We start from the raw sequence: 15,682 nt of genomic DNA on the forward strand, positions 1-15,682 counted from the left end.
CATATCTGCCTCCCGATCTGCCTCGGGATACAGAATCATGTGTCGTCCCCCGTGGGAATCCCCTGACGATTCCTTTTATGATGAAACCGCTCTAGTGCCCAAGCCGGTCGGCTGGGTGTCGACTGCGGTAATTTCAAGAGCGAGGATGATCTGGGCTGTTTTGACCTGTGTTCCTACAGGACCGATTTTGGACTGCGCTTCGGGTTGGCCGATGGCGATGCGGGTGCTGATGCTGGTACCCGTTACAGGCAAGCTTAAAGTCGTTCCCAGATCGATCGTTTCTCCATTCGCCTGGCCCATCACGGCAGCGATGAGCAGGTCGTAGGCATTCACCTTGAGGTCGTTTGTCCCTGTCCTGACGATGTTGCCGATCTGACGGTCCTGCAATTCCGAGGCGTCGATAACGGCATTGACCGAAAGATCCAGTGCGTTCAGCGCGCTCTCCGGCAGCGCGTTGAGCGCCTGTTGCGCGGCCACCGGATCGCCGGAAGAGTGGCTGGTATCTCCCGACGCCAGAACATCGAGAGCGGCATTCACTATGTCGCCGACAGAAGCATTGGCGCTCAGCAGGTCGCCATATGTGCCGCTGACACCGACCCGGGTTGCCAGCGCATCGAGAAAGGCGAGGGCATCGATTTTCGTGTCGACCAGACCCTGGTAGTTGGCGGCCGAGAGGTTGACGGCCGTCCCGAGCAGCGCGGTCAGGAGATTGTTCGCAATGCCGTCATTGAGAGACGCAAGCCCCGTTCCCGCCGATATCGATGCCTGGTCCACCATGGCGGCGGTCGACTCCGCATAGACTTCCGATGTACCGGGAACGCCGAAGAACTGGGCGAAGTAGGTCGGCGAGTTGATGCTTGTCATGACCTTCACGGCATTGCTCGTGCCGGCGGCCGTGTCGAAGCGGCTGGCCGGGGCGATGCTTTCGTCGGCGTCGTAGCCGCCCGACAGGACTTGAAGGCTTTGGGGATCGTCGAAGCCATTGGCGGCAAGCGCTTCCTCGGCGCGCGCCGTCGGGTCTCCGCCGGCTTTGCCGATGTCGCGCACCGCGGACATGGCGGCGGCGTCCGCGGCGGCCTGAAGCTGGCGTTTTGCATAAAGCAGGGAGCCCGCATCGACCACGATCACCGAAACACCGATGGCAGCCACGATCGCACCGACCGCGAGAATGGAGATGGCCCCACTATCGTCGTCGGCAAACCGGTGCCATAGCGAAATGAGCGACCGCTTCATGCTGAACTCCTCCTGAAGCCAGTGTCATAAACCATGATTGACATAAGATGAATGGCCCGGGCGCAAGATTAGGCCATTCCGCCCGGCCACGGGCCGTGTGTTTTGTCTTTAAAGGTGATCCTCTGTGGCCGGAGCATGGGCGGATAGTCACTCCGCTCACACAAAGCCACAGATCGCAACACGCAATTGCGCTTTCCCGTCCTACAAGGAAGTCAGGAAACAGCAGGCAGAAGAATTTCGCCGACGGGCTTAGGGAGGGCGTGATGTCGACACCGAAATTTACCAGAACAATGGCTCTGACGCTGCTTTGCGCGGGGCTGGCAGGCTGCGGTACGGACAGCATTTCAATGTCCTCGGAGGTCGGCGGCGGCGGTGCGCGAAGCGGCTATGCAACCAACCGGAGCGGAGCGGCGGTAACGCCGGCTTCCGGCGGGTCTCTTTCCGACGGCAGCGTTCCTGTGGACGGCCTCGGCGTGACGGGCGATGGCGGCGTCCTTGACGGCCTGACGGGATCGGACCCCATTGGCGGCGTGATCGAGGACACACTTCCCCAGCTCGCGGACCTTCTGGGAACGGCCCCCGACGCGACGACGGGCGGTATCGTGCCTGAAGTGGCGGGCGCGCTGGCCGGGACGGGCGATGGCGTGATCCTGCCGGGCGGCCTCGGGCTTACCGGCGAAGGCGGTGTCATCGCCGATCTTCTCGGGAGCGATGTCGGGGGCGACCTTCTGGGCGGCCAGGGGCTGATCGCGTCGAATATCGCAGGCGGCAATGACGGTCTGCTCAGCAGCGTTCTCGGCGACAATCCAGCCAAGGGGCTGCTGGCTCCGGCGACGGATAACCTGCCGCTCGGACAGCTTACGACGGCCCTTGCCGGGCAGGCATCGCTGGGTATCACGGGGCAGTCCGGTCTGGTTGCCGATCTTCTGGGGACCGATCTGACGGCGGGCGTTCTGCCTTCGGGCGGCGCCGTCGGCGGCCTTCTGAGCGGTGGCGATGCCGGCGTTCTGGGCAATGCGGTGCCTGACGGCCAGGCCCCGCTCGGTGCCGTCGGGAACACCGTTTCGGGCGTTCTGGGCGCCGTGGCCGGGAATACCTCCAGCCCCGTCGGCGATGGCCTGGGTACCGTTTTGGCGCCGGTTTCCGATGCGTTGGGCAATGTGCCTGTGGTCGGCGACGTACTTGGCGGTATTACGGGGCAGGGTAGTGCAGGCTTGCCTGTATCGGGCGATCCGGTATCCGCGCTCAACGATGTGCTTTCGCCGGTAACCGGCGGTTCCGGCGCGGCCCCTGCAACCGGCGCGCTGGCACCGGTTACGGGAGCGCTCTCTCCGGTCACTGACGCGGTATCCTCGCTTCCGGTGGTTGGCGAACCGGTGGGCGGGCTGCTGAACGGCGTATTGGGCATTGGCGGCTAAGCCCGGTCCATAAAGCCTCGTCCGGAACCGGGCGGCAACGAAAACCGGTAAAGATAAAGAGGCCCCGTATGGCGGGGCCTCTTTTTTCATGTGTCGATAGCGATGAATGCGGCGGTTCGCGTCCCGATCAGAACCTGACTTCGGCCGACACGAAGAGGCGCGGATCCTTGTTGCCCTTGGAGGTGACATTCCGGTTGATGGGCTTGTCCATTTCAACGCCGAGAGACAGCCATTTCCGGTTGGATGCGTTCAGCCCCACGCCAGTGGAAAGCAGCTTCGCATCGCCTTGCAGGTCGATCTTCTGATTGAAGACACGGGAATGATCGATGAAGGTGTAGGGCGTTAGTGCCCATCCGCCCAGCACGTCGACATCGAAGCGGTATCCGGCCTGCGCGGAGAGGCCGTAACCGCTATCGCCGCTGACCTCGGATGTGTCGTAGCCGCGGCCGAACCGGGCACCGCCAAAACTTATTTCCTCAGAACTGTAGAGCGAGTCCGGGCTGTATTGTCCGGCCGCCTTCAGCGTAAGGAGAAGTTTCTCGGTCGCAGCATAGACAAGCGTCGCATTGCCGTAGACCTTGGTGAAGTTCGGCACGGCGCCCAGGCGCGAATGCAGGGTGTTGTCGGGGCCTGCGCCGAATATCGACAGGCCTTGCGTCATGCGGAACGAGCCTCCGACCGTGACGGTCTCTCCCATGCGTCCCGTGTACTGAGCGCCGGCATAGACGGCACGAATAGCATCCTCACTGAATGCCACGCCGTTCAGGATGTTTTTCGAGGTCGTGTAATAACCGCCGCCCTCCAGTTTGAGCGTATGATTGACCGCGCGGATCAGCGGGTAACTCAACTGGAAATCGAACTGGTTGCTTTTGCTGATGAGTTCGTTGGGCTCGGGTATGTCGGGCGAAAGGGAGCGCGCATAGGACGCACCGACCGAGGCGCGCAGCCCGTCGGACCCGATAAAGGAGGAGAAGGCTGCGCGGTAATATTGCTGCTTCTCGAACTCGGGCGAGACCAGCGTCGTCACCGACAGCTGGTCGCCATAGCCGAACGCGTTGTTGACCATGCCGGTGACATAGGTGGCGAAAGGCAGGTCCTCGAGATTGGAGCGATTGTCGAGCGCGGTGGAAGCCGAAACGAGTTCGTATTCGGTGGTCAGCGTCAGCGTCGCTGAACCGGTATAGACATTCATGGCCGTCAGGCGACCGCCGATTGTCAGGCCCGGTATTTCGCTGATGAGAAGCAGATAGCGCTGCAGCGTGTCGACCGTGAGGGGCCGTTCCGCAGTGATCCGGTTACTGAAATTCTCGATGGTGCGGCGCAGTCGGTCATTGTCGGTGTCGATTGAAACATTGCCGATATAGCCTTCGACAACGCGCACGATGAGCGTTCCGCCCCGCACGACCTGAACGGGGATATAGGCGCGGCCGAGCGCATAGCCATTATCCGAATAGAGCTTGTTGACGGCATCGAGCGAGGCCCGCAGGTCGGCGGAGGTAATCTGCTTGTCGAGCAGGCCATCGAATTTCGCGGCAATCTCCTTCGCATCGATCACTTGGTTGCCCGCAATGCGAACGGCGGAAAAGCGGAAATTGAGCACTCGCGAAGAGCCGTCGGGAAGGTTGAGTTGCTCCTGCAGCTTGGGCACTTCGCGCTTCGGAAGGTCGGGCGAAGGCTCAGGCGGAGTCAGCACGGTTCCCGGAGAGGGGGCGGTCTGGACGTTCGGCCCCGCAGCCAGAACAGGATGTGAAATCAGTGCGACCGTCGATGTCGCGATGAGTAAAGTCCGGCTGCGATTTATCATGTCCCTCCGCCCCTCGGGCCGTCTCGCGACGGCGTGCAACTTGTCCTGTCGACAAGTGCACCAAGCCTAGTCGAACCCGATCTTCGTTTAAGAAGAGTAATGTGCACGATCGATTCCTTACGCGAGCGTGTGTACGTACTTAGTAGAAATACGCCACGTGCTGTCGAAAAATGTCGATGAAGTGATACGCTTTGTCCAATGACTGGAGAACTTCTCCATGTCGGCGTAAGGGTTATGCCGGGCCGACAAAAAGTCAGAGAATCGGAGTGCTTCCGGAACTGCTCCCTGTGCAGAGCAAAACGACCTTGTTTTCGGGGAGATACAGAGAATAACCATGAAGCTGGAAGGGTCTGTGTAGTTGTACTTCTATCGCCGAAAATACCCGTAATACTTGTGTGGGGAAAAATTTGTTGATGAATGCAAGTCCGAATTAACCAATGATGTTGTTAAATTGATTCACCGTGGACTGTGTTGCCTGGATCGTCCGCGGAGTTTCGGAAAAAAGTCGGCCGTTTGAGTGGTGGGAAGTTGTTGGCCGTCTGACCAGGCGGGTTCGGAATGCGAAGGGTGGAGCATCGCGTTTTCCGGATGTTGTTACGGGAGCTGCAATCGAGGTTTGCAGAAGGGGAGTTAGATGGCGCTGGATCAGCGGGTGTTACGTAATCCGGTTGTATTGCTCGGTGTCGGTGCGGCGCTTCTTGTCGCTGCGCTGGTGCTTATCTGGATCAGCTTGACCGGCCGTGAGGCGGAACAGGCGGCTCGCACGCCCCAACCCGCGCAACAATCCGAACAGATCGAGACGGTCGAAATTCAGACGGCGGCCCGCGATATTCAGCGCGGCTACGCACTGACCGCCGAAGACGTTCGGACGACCCGCGTCGAGGCGCCCGCGCCGGAAGGGGCGATAGCGGCGGATGTCGATGTTATCGGCCATGTGGCGGAAGAAGATATTGCCGCCGGACAGATTTTGATGTCGAAAGCGCTCGGGAAGGATCTCGCCGCCGCGGGGCTGGCCGCACTGGTTCCGGATGGTTATCGCGCCTATTCGGTTAATGTGACCGAGGACGATATTCTCGGCGGTTTCCTGAAGGTGGGAGATCGGGCGGATATCTACGTAACCTTGCCCGGCAATATCTTCGCGCAGCAGCAGCTCGCGGGCGAAAAGTCGGCGGACCGGAGCCGCGCGGCTCTCCTTCTTCAGAACATCCAGGTCTTGGCCGTCGGACAAAGGCTTAGTACGCCCGGGGCGACCGCCGAACTTGGCGCGCGGACCATCGCACTGGCGGCAAGCCCGGACCAGGTGGCACGGCTGGCTCTTGCACAGCGTCTGGGCGAGCTGTCTCTGGCTATCCGCAAGCCCGGCGACGACAAGGTCGCGGACGCACGGCTCGTCGATTTGAGCGATATGCAGCCGTCCGCAGGCGAAAATATGGCGGGGAACGATTCTACGAAGCGCCAGGGCGGTCACAGGGTGGAAATCCTGTCCGGCTCGGCGAAGACCACGGTCTATACAGAGAAGTGAGGCGGGAGTGCTGGCCATTATGCGGCATGGGCTGATAGCGGAAATGAAAGGTGTCGGAGCGCTGCGCGTTCTGGCGATCCTTGTCGCCTTCGCCTTGACCGGCGCGGGGAACGTCGACGCGGCGACCCCGGTGAATGTGCCGTTGGGCGGACAGAAGATCCTCAATCTTGCGCAAAGCGTCGATCGTGTCGCTCTCGGCAACCCGACGGTGGCGCAGGTTCAGGTCATCTCCTCCAAACAGTTGCGTGTGCTCGGCAAGGCGCCGGGCAAAACCGATCTGACCGTCTGGTATTCGGGGTCCGACAAGAGCGGCGCTTACAGCATTCGCGTGGGGGCCGATACCGGCGACCTGCAGGGCGCTCTGAAAAAGGACAAGGGCCTGTCGGGCGTGCGTGTTGTGCAGACCGGCGAAGGGGTCGCGTTGAAGGGGCAGGTCTACAGCCTCGACGACCGTCAGCGCGCCGCGAGCCTCGCAAAGACGTATCTGGGCAAGGCCGCCGACAATCAGATCGAAGTGGCCGATCGCCGAATGGTCGCTGTGCAGATCCGCTTCGCCGCCGTATCCGTCAATACGCTGAAAGCGCTGGGGATCAATTTCCAGGCATTGGGCAGTGATTTCCAGTTTGCGTCCACAGCTCCCAATACCGTCAACTCATATTCCGTAGGGCCGGGGGGCGTTTCGGTAACGGCCGGTCTTCCTCTGTCGGAGGCCTTCAACCTGTTTCTGTCTGGAAACAGTGGCGACCTGTTCGGGGTCATCAGTGCGCTGGACAGCGCCAACCTTGCGCAGATGCTCGCTGAGCCGACCCTTCTTGTGCGCAGCGGCGAAGAAGCCGATTTCCTCGCCGGCGGCGAGATTCCGATACCCGTTCCCCAGTCCGGGTCCGGCGGCAACAACACCGTTACCATCGAGTACAAGCGCTTCGGCGTGCAGCTCGGCGTGAATGCCACTGTTCTCGATAATGACCGCATCGTCCTCAAAGTCGCTCCGGAAGTGAGCGAGTTGGATTATTCCAATGGCGTGGACGTTCAGGGGTTCCGGATCCCGGCGCTGCGCTCGCGCTCCACGCGGACCACGATCGAGCTGGGCGACGGGCAGAGCTTCGTGCTGGCCGGGCTGATGTACAGCTCCTCCACCAATGTGGAGGACAAGGTGCCCGGGCTAGGCGATCTGCCGATTATCGGCCAGTTCTTCCGCACGACGCAGAATTCGCGCGAACGCCAGGAACTGATCATCGTTGCCACGCCGCGACTGGTTTCGCCCATGGAGGCCGGACGTGTGCCGAAACTGCCCGGCGAGGGCGTGCCGCCTTACGATCCATCGCTTGAACAGCGGTTGCTGAATACGACGACACTTGACGACCATATTGTGAAGCACGGGCTGATGAGGTGAGTGGGTGACGTACCGTGTATTGTTGATTTCGGGCGAAGGCGAACTCGGCGAACAGTTGCGGCGGGCACTGGCGTCGATTGCAACCGTCATGCGCACCGATCCGGCCACCGACGCGGTTCAGGATGTGGCGGCTCAGTTCGCGCCCGATTGCGTAATCGCCGACAGTGATTTCCGCATGGGCGCAAGCACGGCCTTTGAGCGGCTCTCTTCCGTGCGCCAGTGGTTCCCCGAACTCCCTTATCTGGTGATCGGGAATGAGGCCGGCGCCCAGCTCATTCTTACGGCCATGCGGGCCGGAGCAAGCGACTTCATCGACCGCGATGCGCCCGACGACGAGGTGCTGAGTGTCGTCCAACGTCACATCGCAGCTAATGCGCGCGCGCGCCGGGACGCCAGTGCCCGCTTCGTGGCTGTGATGTCGGGCGGCTCCGGCGACGAGGACCGGGATCTGGCTGTCAATCTGGCCTCCCTGATTGCCGAAAGGCATCCGCAGGATGGCGTCCTGCTGGTCGACCTCTCGCTTCCGGCAAGCGACGCCGGCATCGCGCTCAACATGGATTTGCCGTTCCTCATCAAGGATGCGGTAAGGGAAATGTCGCGCCTCGACCGTACGCTTCTCGACTCTGCATTGGCGCAGTGTCCCAGGACTGGGCTCTACGTGCTGCCGCTTGCCATTCACGGCGATGCCGAAGAATGGTTTCTCGATGCGCAGGATCTCGGTGCGGTGCTGGAAGTTCTGCGGTCGCTCTATCAGGTCGTCGTGATCGCTTACGGCCCCTTTTCGCGGCGGGAGGACATCTTGCGTCTCCCCGGCGAGGATGCGGAAATGATCGTCCCCTGCAATCAGCGGTTTTCTTCGGTGAAAGCGGCGGCCGAGATCATTGCGCTGGTGAAATCCACCCGGCCGTCCGGCGTCGCGCCCATGCTCGCCGTGCATGAGTATTCGGGAACGATGGTGCCGCAATTCGAAGCGATCCGTCAGGCGGCCAATGCACAGCGCGCAATCCGGCTGCGCACGAGTTGGGAGAGCATGACGGAAGCGCTGAATAGCGGCGTCCCGCTTTCCATTTCCGGCCGCTCGAGCTACGCGGAGGAACTTGAAGACTATCTTGTATCCCTGTCCCTGATTTCGGGACAGGAAGAAGCCAGAACCGCCAACCAGCCCTTGCTGGCCTGGGCCTCGAAGTTGTTGGGGTAGAGTATGAAGTACGGAATGCAGCCATATCTGAGAGGGCCTGAAGCTTCATCGAACGATATCGGTGTTTCCGACCGCTACCAGGAAATCAAGTTCCGGGTGTTCGATCTGACGCTCGAATATCTAGAGCAACAGGGCGTGGAAGGTGATGCGCTGCCCTCCGCTGTCCTTCAGGACGAGATTGCCCGCGCCATCTCGGTGGTTCTGATGTCGCGCGGTATCGCCCTCAATACGCGCGAACGCGCCCAGCTTATCGAGGATGTACAGAACGAAATCACGGGTTTCGGTCCGCTGCAGCCTTTGCTGAACGATCCGGAAGTCGACGATGTCATCGTGAACGGGCCCAATCGCATCTATGTGGAACGCAAGGGCGAGCTGGAACCGGTGCACACGCGCTTTCGCGATACCACGCATTTGATGAACGTCATCCAGCGCATCGTGAGCCCGATCGGCCGGCGCGTGGACGAGGGATCTCCCTACGTCGATGGCCGTCTGCCGGATGGCTCGCGAGTCAATGTCATCATTCCTCCTGTCGCGCTCGATGGGCCGGTAGTATCGATCCGCAAATTCAAGCGCGTTCCGCTGACCGGCGACGATCTGGTTCGCGGGGGAAGCATGACGCGCGAAATGCTCGACTTCCTCACCAGTGCCGTCCGGGAAAAGCAGAACATCCTCATTTGCGGCGGCACCGGTTCGGGCAAGACGACGTTGCTCAATGTCCTGAGTTCCTATATCGGGTTGAAGGAACGTCTGGTGACCATCGAGGATGCCGCGGAGCTTCAGCTACAGCAGGCGCATGTGGTGCGGCTCGAAACGCGTCCCTCCACGCCCGATGGCGGGTCCGAAGTCAGCTCCCGGGATCTCCTGCGCAACGCGCTGCGTATGCGCCCCGACCGCATTATCCTCGGCGAGGTGAGATCCAGCGAAGCCATCGAAATGCTGCAGGCCATGGGCACCGGGCATGACGGATCCATGGCCACGCTCCATGCCAATGCGCCGCGCGACGCGCTGGAACGGCTTGAGATGCTGATGGGCCTTTACGGTTTTTCGGCGGATCTGCAGGCCGTTCGCCGGTTCATCTCCGGCGCTATCGATATCGTTGTCCATATTGCCCGCCGTACCGACGGCGTTCGCGAAATCGCATCGGTTTGCGAGGTCGTAGGCATGGAGGGGCCGACCTATTCGCTCAGGGAGGTGTTCACAAGCGGCACCGACCGGGGCAGGAAAAGAGTGGTCTGACGCATGGCATTTGTCGGCTTCGTCCTCGCTTTGATCTGTGTCGCGGCTGCGGCGTTGCTGGCGCTTGCGGTATACCGGCAGCGCGACGATGTGGCCGTAGAGAAGAAGCTGGACGGTCTCCTCAGGCCGGAGCGGGCAGCCGCTATGGCCGCATCGCGCGAAGAGGAGCAGGACGACAAGATAGAGCGATGGTTGCCGGTGTGGCTGAGGCGGCGTCTTTTTCAGGCCGGAATAGAAATCGAACCCGTAAATACCGGCGTACTCGCTTTCTTCGGCCTGACCATTCTGCTTGGTCTCGTGAGCTGGTTTGGCCTGGCGATAACGGTGCTGATCGCTCTCACGGCCGTACTGACTGCCCTTGCCGTCATCGACTACCTGGCCCGTAAACGAATGAATGCCGTCAGCAGTGCCATGCTCGGTTATTTCGACAGGGTCCGGCAGTTGCTCATCGTTGGCAACAGTCTGTCGGTTGCGCTTAACCGCGCGACGGCATCTTCGTCACCGGTCCTGGCTGAAGTGTTTACGCCTACGATGCGGCGCATTGCCAATGGTGCCGGCGTCGGGGAAAGCATGTCGCACCTTGCAGAAGAGTTGGAAGTTTACGAGATACGCCTCTTTGCGACGGCTATCGAAACCAATCTTCGCTTCGGCGGTTCCATCACGCAGATCATTGCCAATCTGATCGAGAATATCCGGCGCCGTTCGGCGGTGGAACGGGAAGTGCGCGTAAATACCGCCCAGATACGGTCCAGCGCATGGGTGCTGGCACTGTTGCCGATGGCGGTCGCGTCATTGGTGATGATCGACAACGAAGATTATGTCGGATGGTTCCTCAACGATCCAACCGGCCGGTTGCTTCTGATTTATTGCATATCGTCGCAGATCATCGGTGGTGTCCTGATGCGCACCGTTGTGAAAACGTCCTACTGAGGAACGCGATGCTGGACGGGCTGACATGGATCATCGCAATAGCCGCCGCCCTGACGGGAGGGCTGGCGCTTGCTTTGTCGGGCATTATTCTGCTGAGACAGCGCACGGTGTCGATGCGGTTCGGCGAGATGTTCGAGACGGAAGGCTATGCCGGATCGGGGATCGACCGTCTTCTGTCATCGCTGGAACAATTGGGGCGCCGCCTCGCGGGCGGGAGTGTAAGCCCTGAAGTGCGCGACTTAGTCGTGCAGGCAGGTTTTTTCACGGGATCGGCACCTTACATCTTTCTGGCATTGCGTCTTGCCTTCGCAGTGTTTTTCACGATTTTGATGCTTTTCTGGCTTCAGGCTACACAGGGGATTGGGCCTGTCCAGATAGCCATTGGTATTGTCTTCGGCTATCTCGTTTATCGCTACGCGCTGATCGCTGTGAAACTTCTGGCAGAACGCCGAGCCGCAAAAGTACGCCGGGAAATGCCGCCGGTACTCGACATCATGCTGATGGTTCTCGATGCGGGCGTGAGCGTCGACCAGGCATTGAGGCATCTGTCGGTTGTCGTGCCCAAAACGGCGCCGGTGTCGGGATTTGTTCTGAAACGCCTGATCGCCGATGTGGAATCGGGTGTGCCATACGATGCGGCGCTGGACCGCATGGGGTACCGGCTGGGTGTCGATGAGGGGCAGGACTTCGCCAATATCATCAAGCAGGCGCTTCTATCCGGCGGCGAACTGGGATCGACCCTGCGCCGCTTCTCCGCCGACCTTTCCGATATTCGCATGGCGCAGGCCCGCGAAAGTGTCGGCAAGAAGGCCACCCATCTCACCATGGTGATGATCCTGTTCTTCATGCCGGTCCTGCTGATCGTTTTGGCCGGTCCTGCGGCAGTGCAGTTGACTGAGGGCATCGGTTCCGTCGCGCGACAGATGCACGAAAGTGGAGCAACACAATGAGACGGGTTGGGGTTGTCGCTGCGCTTTTCCTGGTTCCCGTACTCGGCGGGTGCTCTTCCATGGGCCGCGCGTATGACGCGATGATGGAGCCGGAGCATCGAGAGCCTCCGGAAATGACGGAAGCCGCCAAACCGATCGATGCCTCGTCCACGCGGAAACTCTATCTGAATGCCGTGCAGGGGCTGATCGATCAGGGACGCTACAAAGCGGCGCTGGCCTATCTCGATCAATATGCCGTCAGCGAAAAGGGCGATGCGCAATATCTTTCCCTGCGGGGAGAGGCGCTGCTAGGCACGAGGCAATACGATGCCGCAGTCGATACCTTTACCGAGCTTGCCGGTACGGGCCGCGCGGCGGAAGGTTACGCCGGGCTGGGTCGGGTCGCGGCCGCCCGGGGCAAATGGGACGAAGCTGCGGAACATTTCGGCAATGCTGTCGGCGCACGTCCGGCCAGTGCCGAATATCTGAACAATCTGGGCTATGCGCGTCTTCATCTCGGGCCTGAAGCATTAGGCCAGGCCGAATTCAATCTGAGGCAGGCATACGAATTGAGCCCGGCTTCGACTTCGATCCGGAACAATCTGGTCCTTGTCCTGATGATGCGTGGCGAAAAAGCAGAAGCCCAGCGGCTGATCGACAGCATTGCGACGCGCAAGGAACGTCTGGCCGTTCGGGATTTTGCCCGGAGCTGGGTGAAGGATCGCGGAAAGGCCGTGAACTGACATGATGTCGGTAAAGGAGGGACGCGTGATGAGGTATATGCCAATAGCGTTGGTAGGGGCTTTGCTCCTTCTGGGGACGTGTGCCGCCACCGCACAGCAAAAACCGTCCGCTGCCGAGGATGTGATGGCTGCGCAGTATGCCGCCAAATCCCGGCCGACCGCGATGCAGGCGGATGAAGCTGAACGCATACGCGAGGAATATCTGAAGAATATCGGCAAGAAGCTGGAAAAGCCGGCTTCGACGTCGGGGAGCGGCAGCGGAAAGTAACGGAAATATTTACGCTGTCTCACACATCTCCACTTAAATTGACACACACTGTGTGTCTAGGATGGCAAGATACTCAGGTTAAGTAAACGCACTGTCAACGGATAGCGCAATAAAGTTTAGCAATCGGGGAAAGGGGTGCCTGAGTAGTTCAGGTGCTTGGTGAGGAAGGCCGCAAGGCCAAAAATGGAGGAACTTGCTATGACCATGATTGGCAAGATCAAAGCGTTCGGTGAGAGGTTCGCGGAGGACGAAAGCGGTATCTCCGCGGTCGAGTATGGATTGCTCGCTGCGGGCATTGCCATGGGACTTTGGGTTCTGATCAATCCCATTGGTACAGATCTTCAGACGATCTACACGAATGTCGGTTCCGATCTTTCGACAGCCGCAGGAGGTTAAGCCGATTGCTGGATAGTTCTCATGAACGGCAATTGGCTTAGTAAAGCCGTTAGATTCGGGGGTCGTATCCGCTTCAAGCGGGTACGCCCCCGTGAGACTTTCCGGCGGAACGAGAGCGGTTCCGTCGCGATCGAGTTTGCGTTCGTTTCTGTCGTATTTTTCGCCATTCTCTTCGGCATCATCACTTTCGGTTTCATGTTCGGTACGCGCATCGCGCTTTCCTATGCGGTGGCCGAAGGAGGCCGCGCCGCCATGGCGGGACTGAACACAAGCGAGCGCCAGACGCTTGCCACAACGGCGATAAACGATGCGCTCAATGCTTATTCGCCACTGGTGGATCCGGGCAAGGCCACGATCACCTTCGATACGAGCGGAACGAACGACTCCATCATGAAAATCGCAATCGCCTACAGCGACGACCGTTTCTCTTCCATGCCCTTCGTGCCGTCGCTTGGTGATCTTCCGCCCGTCGAAACGACATTCGTCGTCGCCGACCCATCGGGTTGAGGCGGACCATGACCGCCTCCGACCGTCCCTGGACGAATGATCGCCTTCAGGAAAACGGGGCGGACTCAAGCCATTTCAAATCCTCAGACGTTGCGCTCGAACTGGCGCCCGTACGAAATGAAGGCGAGCTTCGAGTGAAACTTGCCGAGTTGGCGGGTCTGATCTCAGACGGTCTGTCGCTGGAAGGCTTGGTATTTGCGGAGATTGCACCGGCGGCCGCCGGCGGGTGGCGGCTGAATTGGCAGACGCCCTCCGACGGGTTGTCTTTGCGTGACATGCCGCGCCTTTCCGAATGGGCCATGCGCGCGGAGCGTCGCCCGAATATGGAAATACAGGGGCCGGACGGGAAGTCACAGGCCCTTGTCACACTGGCCGCGACATCGCTCCTTGCGGTCATCGTTTACCCCGCAGAGGCGGGCGAACCGGCGCACACCGCCTTATTGGCCGATATGGCAAGACTGGTCGCGGCCACGCTTGAGCGCCTCCGGGACCAGGCTGTCGAAGAAGCCGGTCGTCGCGCCGGCGAAGTTCAGCTCAATTATGTGAACAATGCTCTTGCGCTGGACGCGGATATCCTCTGGGAAGCATCTGCGAACGGCGTCCTGCATTGCCGGCGCATTCTGAACCGGAACACGGATCTGGCCGCACTGGTGGAAGGGCTGTCTCTTTCCAGGCTCATGCCCCGCGACGGCGAGGGGAATGTGAAAGACCGCCTCGCGGCTGGCGAGACCCTCCGGCAGCTCGCTGTGCGCGTTCCGGAAGGCGATGGCGGGGCGGGCCGGGCTGTGCGGTTCAGCGGAATGCGCAATGCGCAGGGCGGGTTCTTCGGCACGCTGATGGCGGAAGATGCTTCGGATGAGCGACAGTCGCTCAGCGAGGCGGCTTCCCTGATGAATGATGTAAGCCGCGCCCGCAAGCGGGAGGAGCGTCATCGTCGGGAAGCGGAGATCATGCTGGAGGGGCTTCGGCTGCTTTTGGGCAATGCGACCTCGCGCGAACGGCTGGAAAAGCTTGTCGCGCTGCTGAAGGATGCGCTGCGCGCCGAAAAGGCCGTCCTGGTGGAAAGGGCGGTGGACGATTCGATCCGCTTGTTGGTGCCCCGCGACGGGGAGTTTCCCGCGCGGGCGGAACGTCTGGTAAGGCAGTTCGACGATTGGCTAGCCGGCAAGGGTGTGCATGTTCTCGACGAGAAGATCGACGAGGCGTCGGACATGCACTCGGCTTTCGATCTGCCGGGGCGTGACGTCGCGATCATCGCTTTGCCGCTTCGGTCGGAGACGGCTTATCTGGTCTGCGCCCCGCGCGGCCATGGCGGGTTCGACAGTGCCGATCTGGATTTTGCCGCGCGGTTCAACCTTCTCCTCCAGCAGGCATTTCAGTTGCGCGAGGAGCAGTCTCAACTGGCACAGACTGCAAAGATGGCCGCGCTGGGCCAGATGTCGGCAAGTATCGCGCATGAGCTGCGCCAGCCTCTCAACACGATTTCCATGTCGGCGCAAAACCTCGAAGCCATGCTCGAATCGCCGGACGTACCGCCGGATTCCATTCTGAAAAAAGCGCAGCGCATTCTTGCGCAGGTTGAGCGGGCCAACGAAGTCGTCACCCGCCTTCGCCGTTTCGGCCGCAAGGGGACGGGATCGGAAGAAGACGTCGCGCTCGCCACGCTGGCCGAAAATGTAAGCGCGATCATGGGGCACGTATTGATGCGGAAAGGCGTGCGCATCGAAATCGATGTTCCCGAGGGACTGGCAGTCTCCGTCGATCCGCTGCAGATCGAACAGGTACTTACAAATCTCCTCCAGAATGCGACGGATGCCATGTCGGGTGTCGGCGCGGAAGCGCGAGAGGGAGAGAAGAGAATTACGATCTTGTCGCGTCGCCAGACCGGTGAGATATGTCTCGACGTCCTCGATACCGGGCCGGGTTTTCCCGACAAAATTCTCGACCGGGCCGCGGAACCCTTCTTCACGACCAAGCCGTCGAATGAAGGAACCGGTCTGGGCCTTGCCATTTGCGACGCAATTCTGCGCGAGCATGGCGGCCGCCTCGATATCGGAAATCGAGATGAAGGGGGCGGTCGCGTAACCCTTGTCTTTCCCGCGTAA

14 protein-coding genes are annotated in these 15,682 nt (G+C 60.5%); 12 read left to right on the plus strand and 2 right to left on the minus strand.

All coding sequences use genetic code 11. From position 1 onward, the window contains the following. Positions 1–75: 75 nt before the first annotated feature. Positions 76–1,233 carry a TadG family pilus assembly protein gene (locus FHS78_RS17480; protein WP_167095664.1) on the minus strand — a complete coding sequence of 386 codons (1,158 nt, stop codon included), beginning with the start codon at positions 1,231–1,233 and terminating at the stop codon, positions 76–78. A 263-nt stretch (positions 1,234–1,496) separates the two neighbouring features. Here FHS78_RS17480 and FHS78_RS17485 point away from each other — a divergent pair, with 263 nt between their 5' ends. Beyond that, positions 1,497–2,651 carry a hypothetical protein gene (locus FHS78_RS17485; protein ID WP_167095665.1) on the plus strand — a complete coding sequence of 385 codons (1,155 nt, stop codon included), beginning with the start codon at positions 1,497–1,499 and terminating at the stop codon, positions 2,649–2,651. 127 nt (positions 2,652–2,778) lie between these two features. Here the strand turns inward: FHS78_RS17485 and FHS78_RS17490 are convergent, their stop codons facing one another. Beyond that, positions 2,779–4,299, minus strand: a complete 1,521-nt coding sequence (locus FHS78_RS17490; RefSeq protein ID WP_167095666.1) for a ShlB/FhaC/HecB family hemolysin secretion/activation protein — start codon at positions 4,297–4,299, stop codon at positions 2,779–2,781. A gap of 790 nt (positions 4,300–5,089) precedes the next feature. Between FHS78_RS17490 and cpaB the strand changes: the two genes are divergently transcribed. The 11 genes from cpaB (at position 5,090) to FHS78_RS17545 (ending at position 15,682) form a co-directional block, all read left to right on the plus strand. Further along, on the plus strand, positions 5,090–5,977 hold the full coding sequence (gene cpaB / locus FHS78_RS17495; protein WP_167095667.1) for a Flp pilus assembly protein CpaB: 888 nt from the start codon (positions 5,090–5,092) through the stop codon (positions 5,975–5,977). A gap of 43 nt (positions 5,978–6,020) precedes the next feature. Beyond that, positions 6,021–7,370: a type II and III secretion system protein family protein gene (locus FHS78_RS17500; protein WP_167095668.1), complete on the plus strand. Its 1,350-nt coding sequence runs from the start codon at positions 6,021–6,023 to the stop codon at positions 7,368–7,370. Positions 7,371–7,374: 4 nt separating this feature from the next. Further along, a complete protein-coding gene (locus FHS78_RS17505) occupies positions 7,375–8,568 on the plus strand; it encodes a CpaE/TadZ family protein (RefSeq protein ID WP_167095669.1) in 1,194 nt (397 codons plus the stop codon). Between the two features lie 3 nt (positions 8,569–8,571). Further along, the gene (locus FHS78_RS17510) at positions 8,572–9,804 is read left to right on the plus strand and encodes a TadA family conjugal transfer-associated ATPase (RefSeq protein WP_167095670.1); all 1,233 of its coding nucleotides are present in this window, start codon (positions 8,572–8,574) and stop codon (positions 9,802–9,804) included. A gap of 3 nt (positions 9,805–9,807) precedes the next feature. Beyond that, entirely contained in the window at positions 9,808–10,734 is a 927-nt protein-coding gene (locus tag FHS78_RS17515) for a type II secretion system F family protein (protein ID WP_167095671.1), read from the plus strand. 8 nt (positions 10,735–10,742) lie between these two features. Continuing rightward, complete coding sequence (locus FHS78_RS17520) at positions 10,743–11,684, plus strand: type II secretion system F family protein (protein WP_167095672.1); 942 nt, start codon at positions 10,743–10,745, stop codon at positions 11,682–11,684. Continuing rightward, positions 11,681–12,406 carry a tetratricopeptide repeat protein gene (locus FHS78_RS17525; RefSeq protein WP_167095673.1) on the plus strand — a complete coding sequence of 242 codons (726 nt, stop codon included), beginning with the start codon at positions 11,681–11,683 and terminating at the stop codon, positions 12,404–12,406. Before FHS78_RS17520 ends, FHS78_RS17525 begins: the two co-directional genes overlap by 4 nt. Position 12,407: 1 nt before the next feature. After that, entirely contained in the window at positions 12,408–12,674 is a 267-nt protein-coding gene (locus FHS78_RS17530) for a hypothetical protein (protein ID WP_167095674.1), read from the plus strand. 198 nt (positions 12,675–12,872) lie between these two features. Further along, complete coding sequence (locus FHS78_RS17535; RefSeq protein WP_246220576.1) at positions 12,873–13,070, plus strand: Flp family type IVb pilin; 198 nt, start codon at positions 12,873–12,875, stop codon at positions 13,068–13,070. Between the two features lie 21 nt (positions 13,071–13,091). Then, positions 13,092–13,577 (plus strand): TadE/TadG family type IV pilus assembly protein, encoded by a 486-nt coding sequence (locus FHS78_RS17540; RefSeq protein ID WP_167095675.1) that lies wholly within the window; start codon positions 13,092–13,094, stop codon positions 13,575–13,577. A gap of 8 nt (positions 13,578–13,585) precedes the next feature. Further along, positions 13,586–15,682, plus strand: a complete 2,097-nt coding sequence (locus FHS78_RS17545; RefSeq protein ID WP_167095676.1) for a sensor histidine kinase — start codon at positions 13,586–13,588, stop codon at positions 15,680–15,682.

The sequence above is a fragment of the Parvibaculum indicum genome (assembly GCF_011762095.1).
Lineage (GTDB): Bacteria > Pseudomonadota > Alphaproteobacteria > Parvibaculales > Parvibaculaceae > Parvibaculum > Parvibaculum indicum.

Excerpts from the sequence above, each read along its gene's own strand:
- FHS78_RS17545 (WP_167095676.1), top strand. The coding sequence starts at position 13,586 with ATGACCGCCTCCGACCGTCCCTGGACGAATGATCGCCTTCAGGAAAAC.
- FHS78_RS17520 (WP_167095672.1), top strand. The coding sequence starts at position 10,743 with ATGCTGGACGGGCTGACATGGATCATCGCAATAGCCGCCGCCCTGACG.
- FHS78_RS17540 (WP_167095675.1), top strand. The coding sequence starts at position 13,092 with ATGAACGGCAATTGGCTTAGTAAAGCCGTTAGATTCGGGGGTCGTATC.
- FHS78_RS17535 (WP_246220576.1), top strand. The coding sequence starts at position 12,873 with ATGACCATGATTGGCAAGATCAAAGCGTTCGGTGAGAGGTTCGCGGAG.
- FHS78_RS17525 (WP_167095673.1), top strand. The coding sequence starts at position 11,681 with ATGAGACGGGTTGGGGTTGTCGCTGCGCTTTTCCTGGTTCCCGTACTC.
- FHS78_RS17530 (WP_167095674.1), top strand. The coding sequence starts at position 12,408 with ATGATGTCGGTAAAGGAGGGACGCGTGATGAGGTATATGCCAATAGCG.
- cpaB (WP_167095667.1), top strand. The coding sequence starts at position 5,090 with ATGGCGCTGGATCAGCGGGTGTTACGTAATCCGGTTGTATTGCTCGGT.
- FHS78_RS17480 (WP_167095664.1), bottom strand. The coding sequence starts at position 1,233 with ATGAAGCGGTCGCTCATTTCGCTATGGCACCGGTTTGCCGACGACGAT.
- FHS78_RS17500 (WP_167095668.1), top strand. The coding sequence starts at position 6,021 with ATGAAAGGTGTCGGAGCGCTGCGCGTTCTGGCGATCCTTGTCGCCTTC.
- FHS78_RS17515 (WP_167095671.1), top strand. The coding sequence starts at position 9,808 with ATGGCATTTGTCGGCTTCGTCCTCGCTTTGATCTGTGTCGCGGCTGCG.
- FHS78_RS17510 (WP_167095670.1), top strand. The coding sequence starts at position 8,572 with ATGAAGTACGGAATGCAGCCATATCTGAGAGGGCCTGAAGCTTCATCG.
- FHS78_RS17485 (WP_167095665.1), top strand. The coding sequence starts at position 1,497 with ATGTCGACACCGAAATTTACCAGAACAATGGCTCTGACGCTGCTTTGC.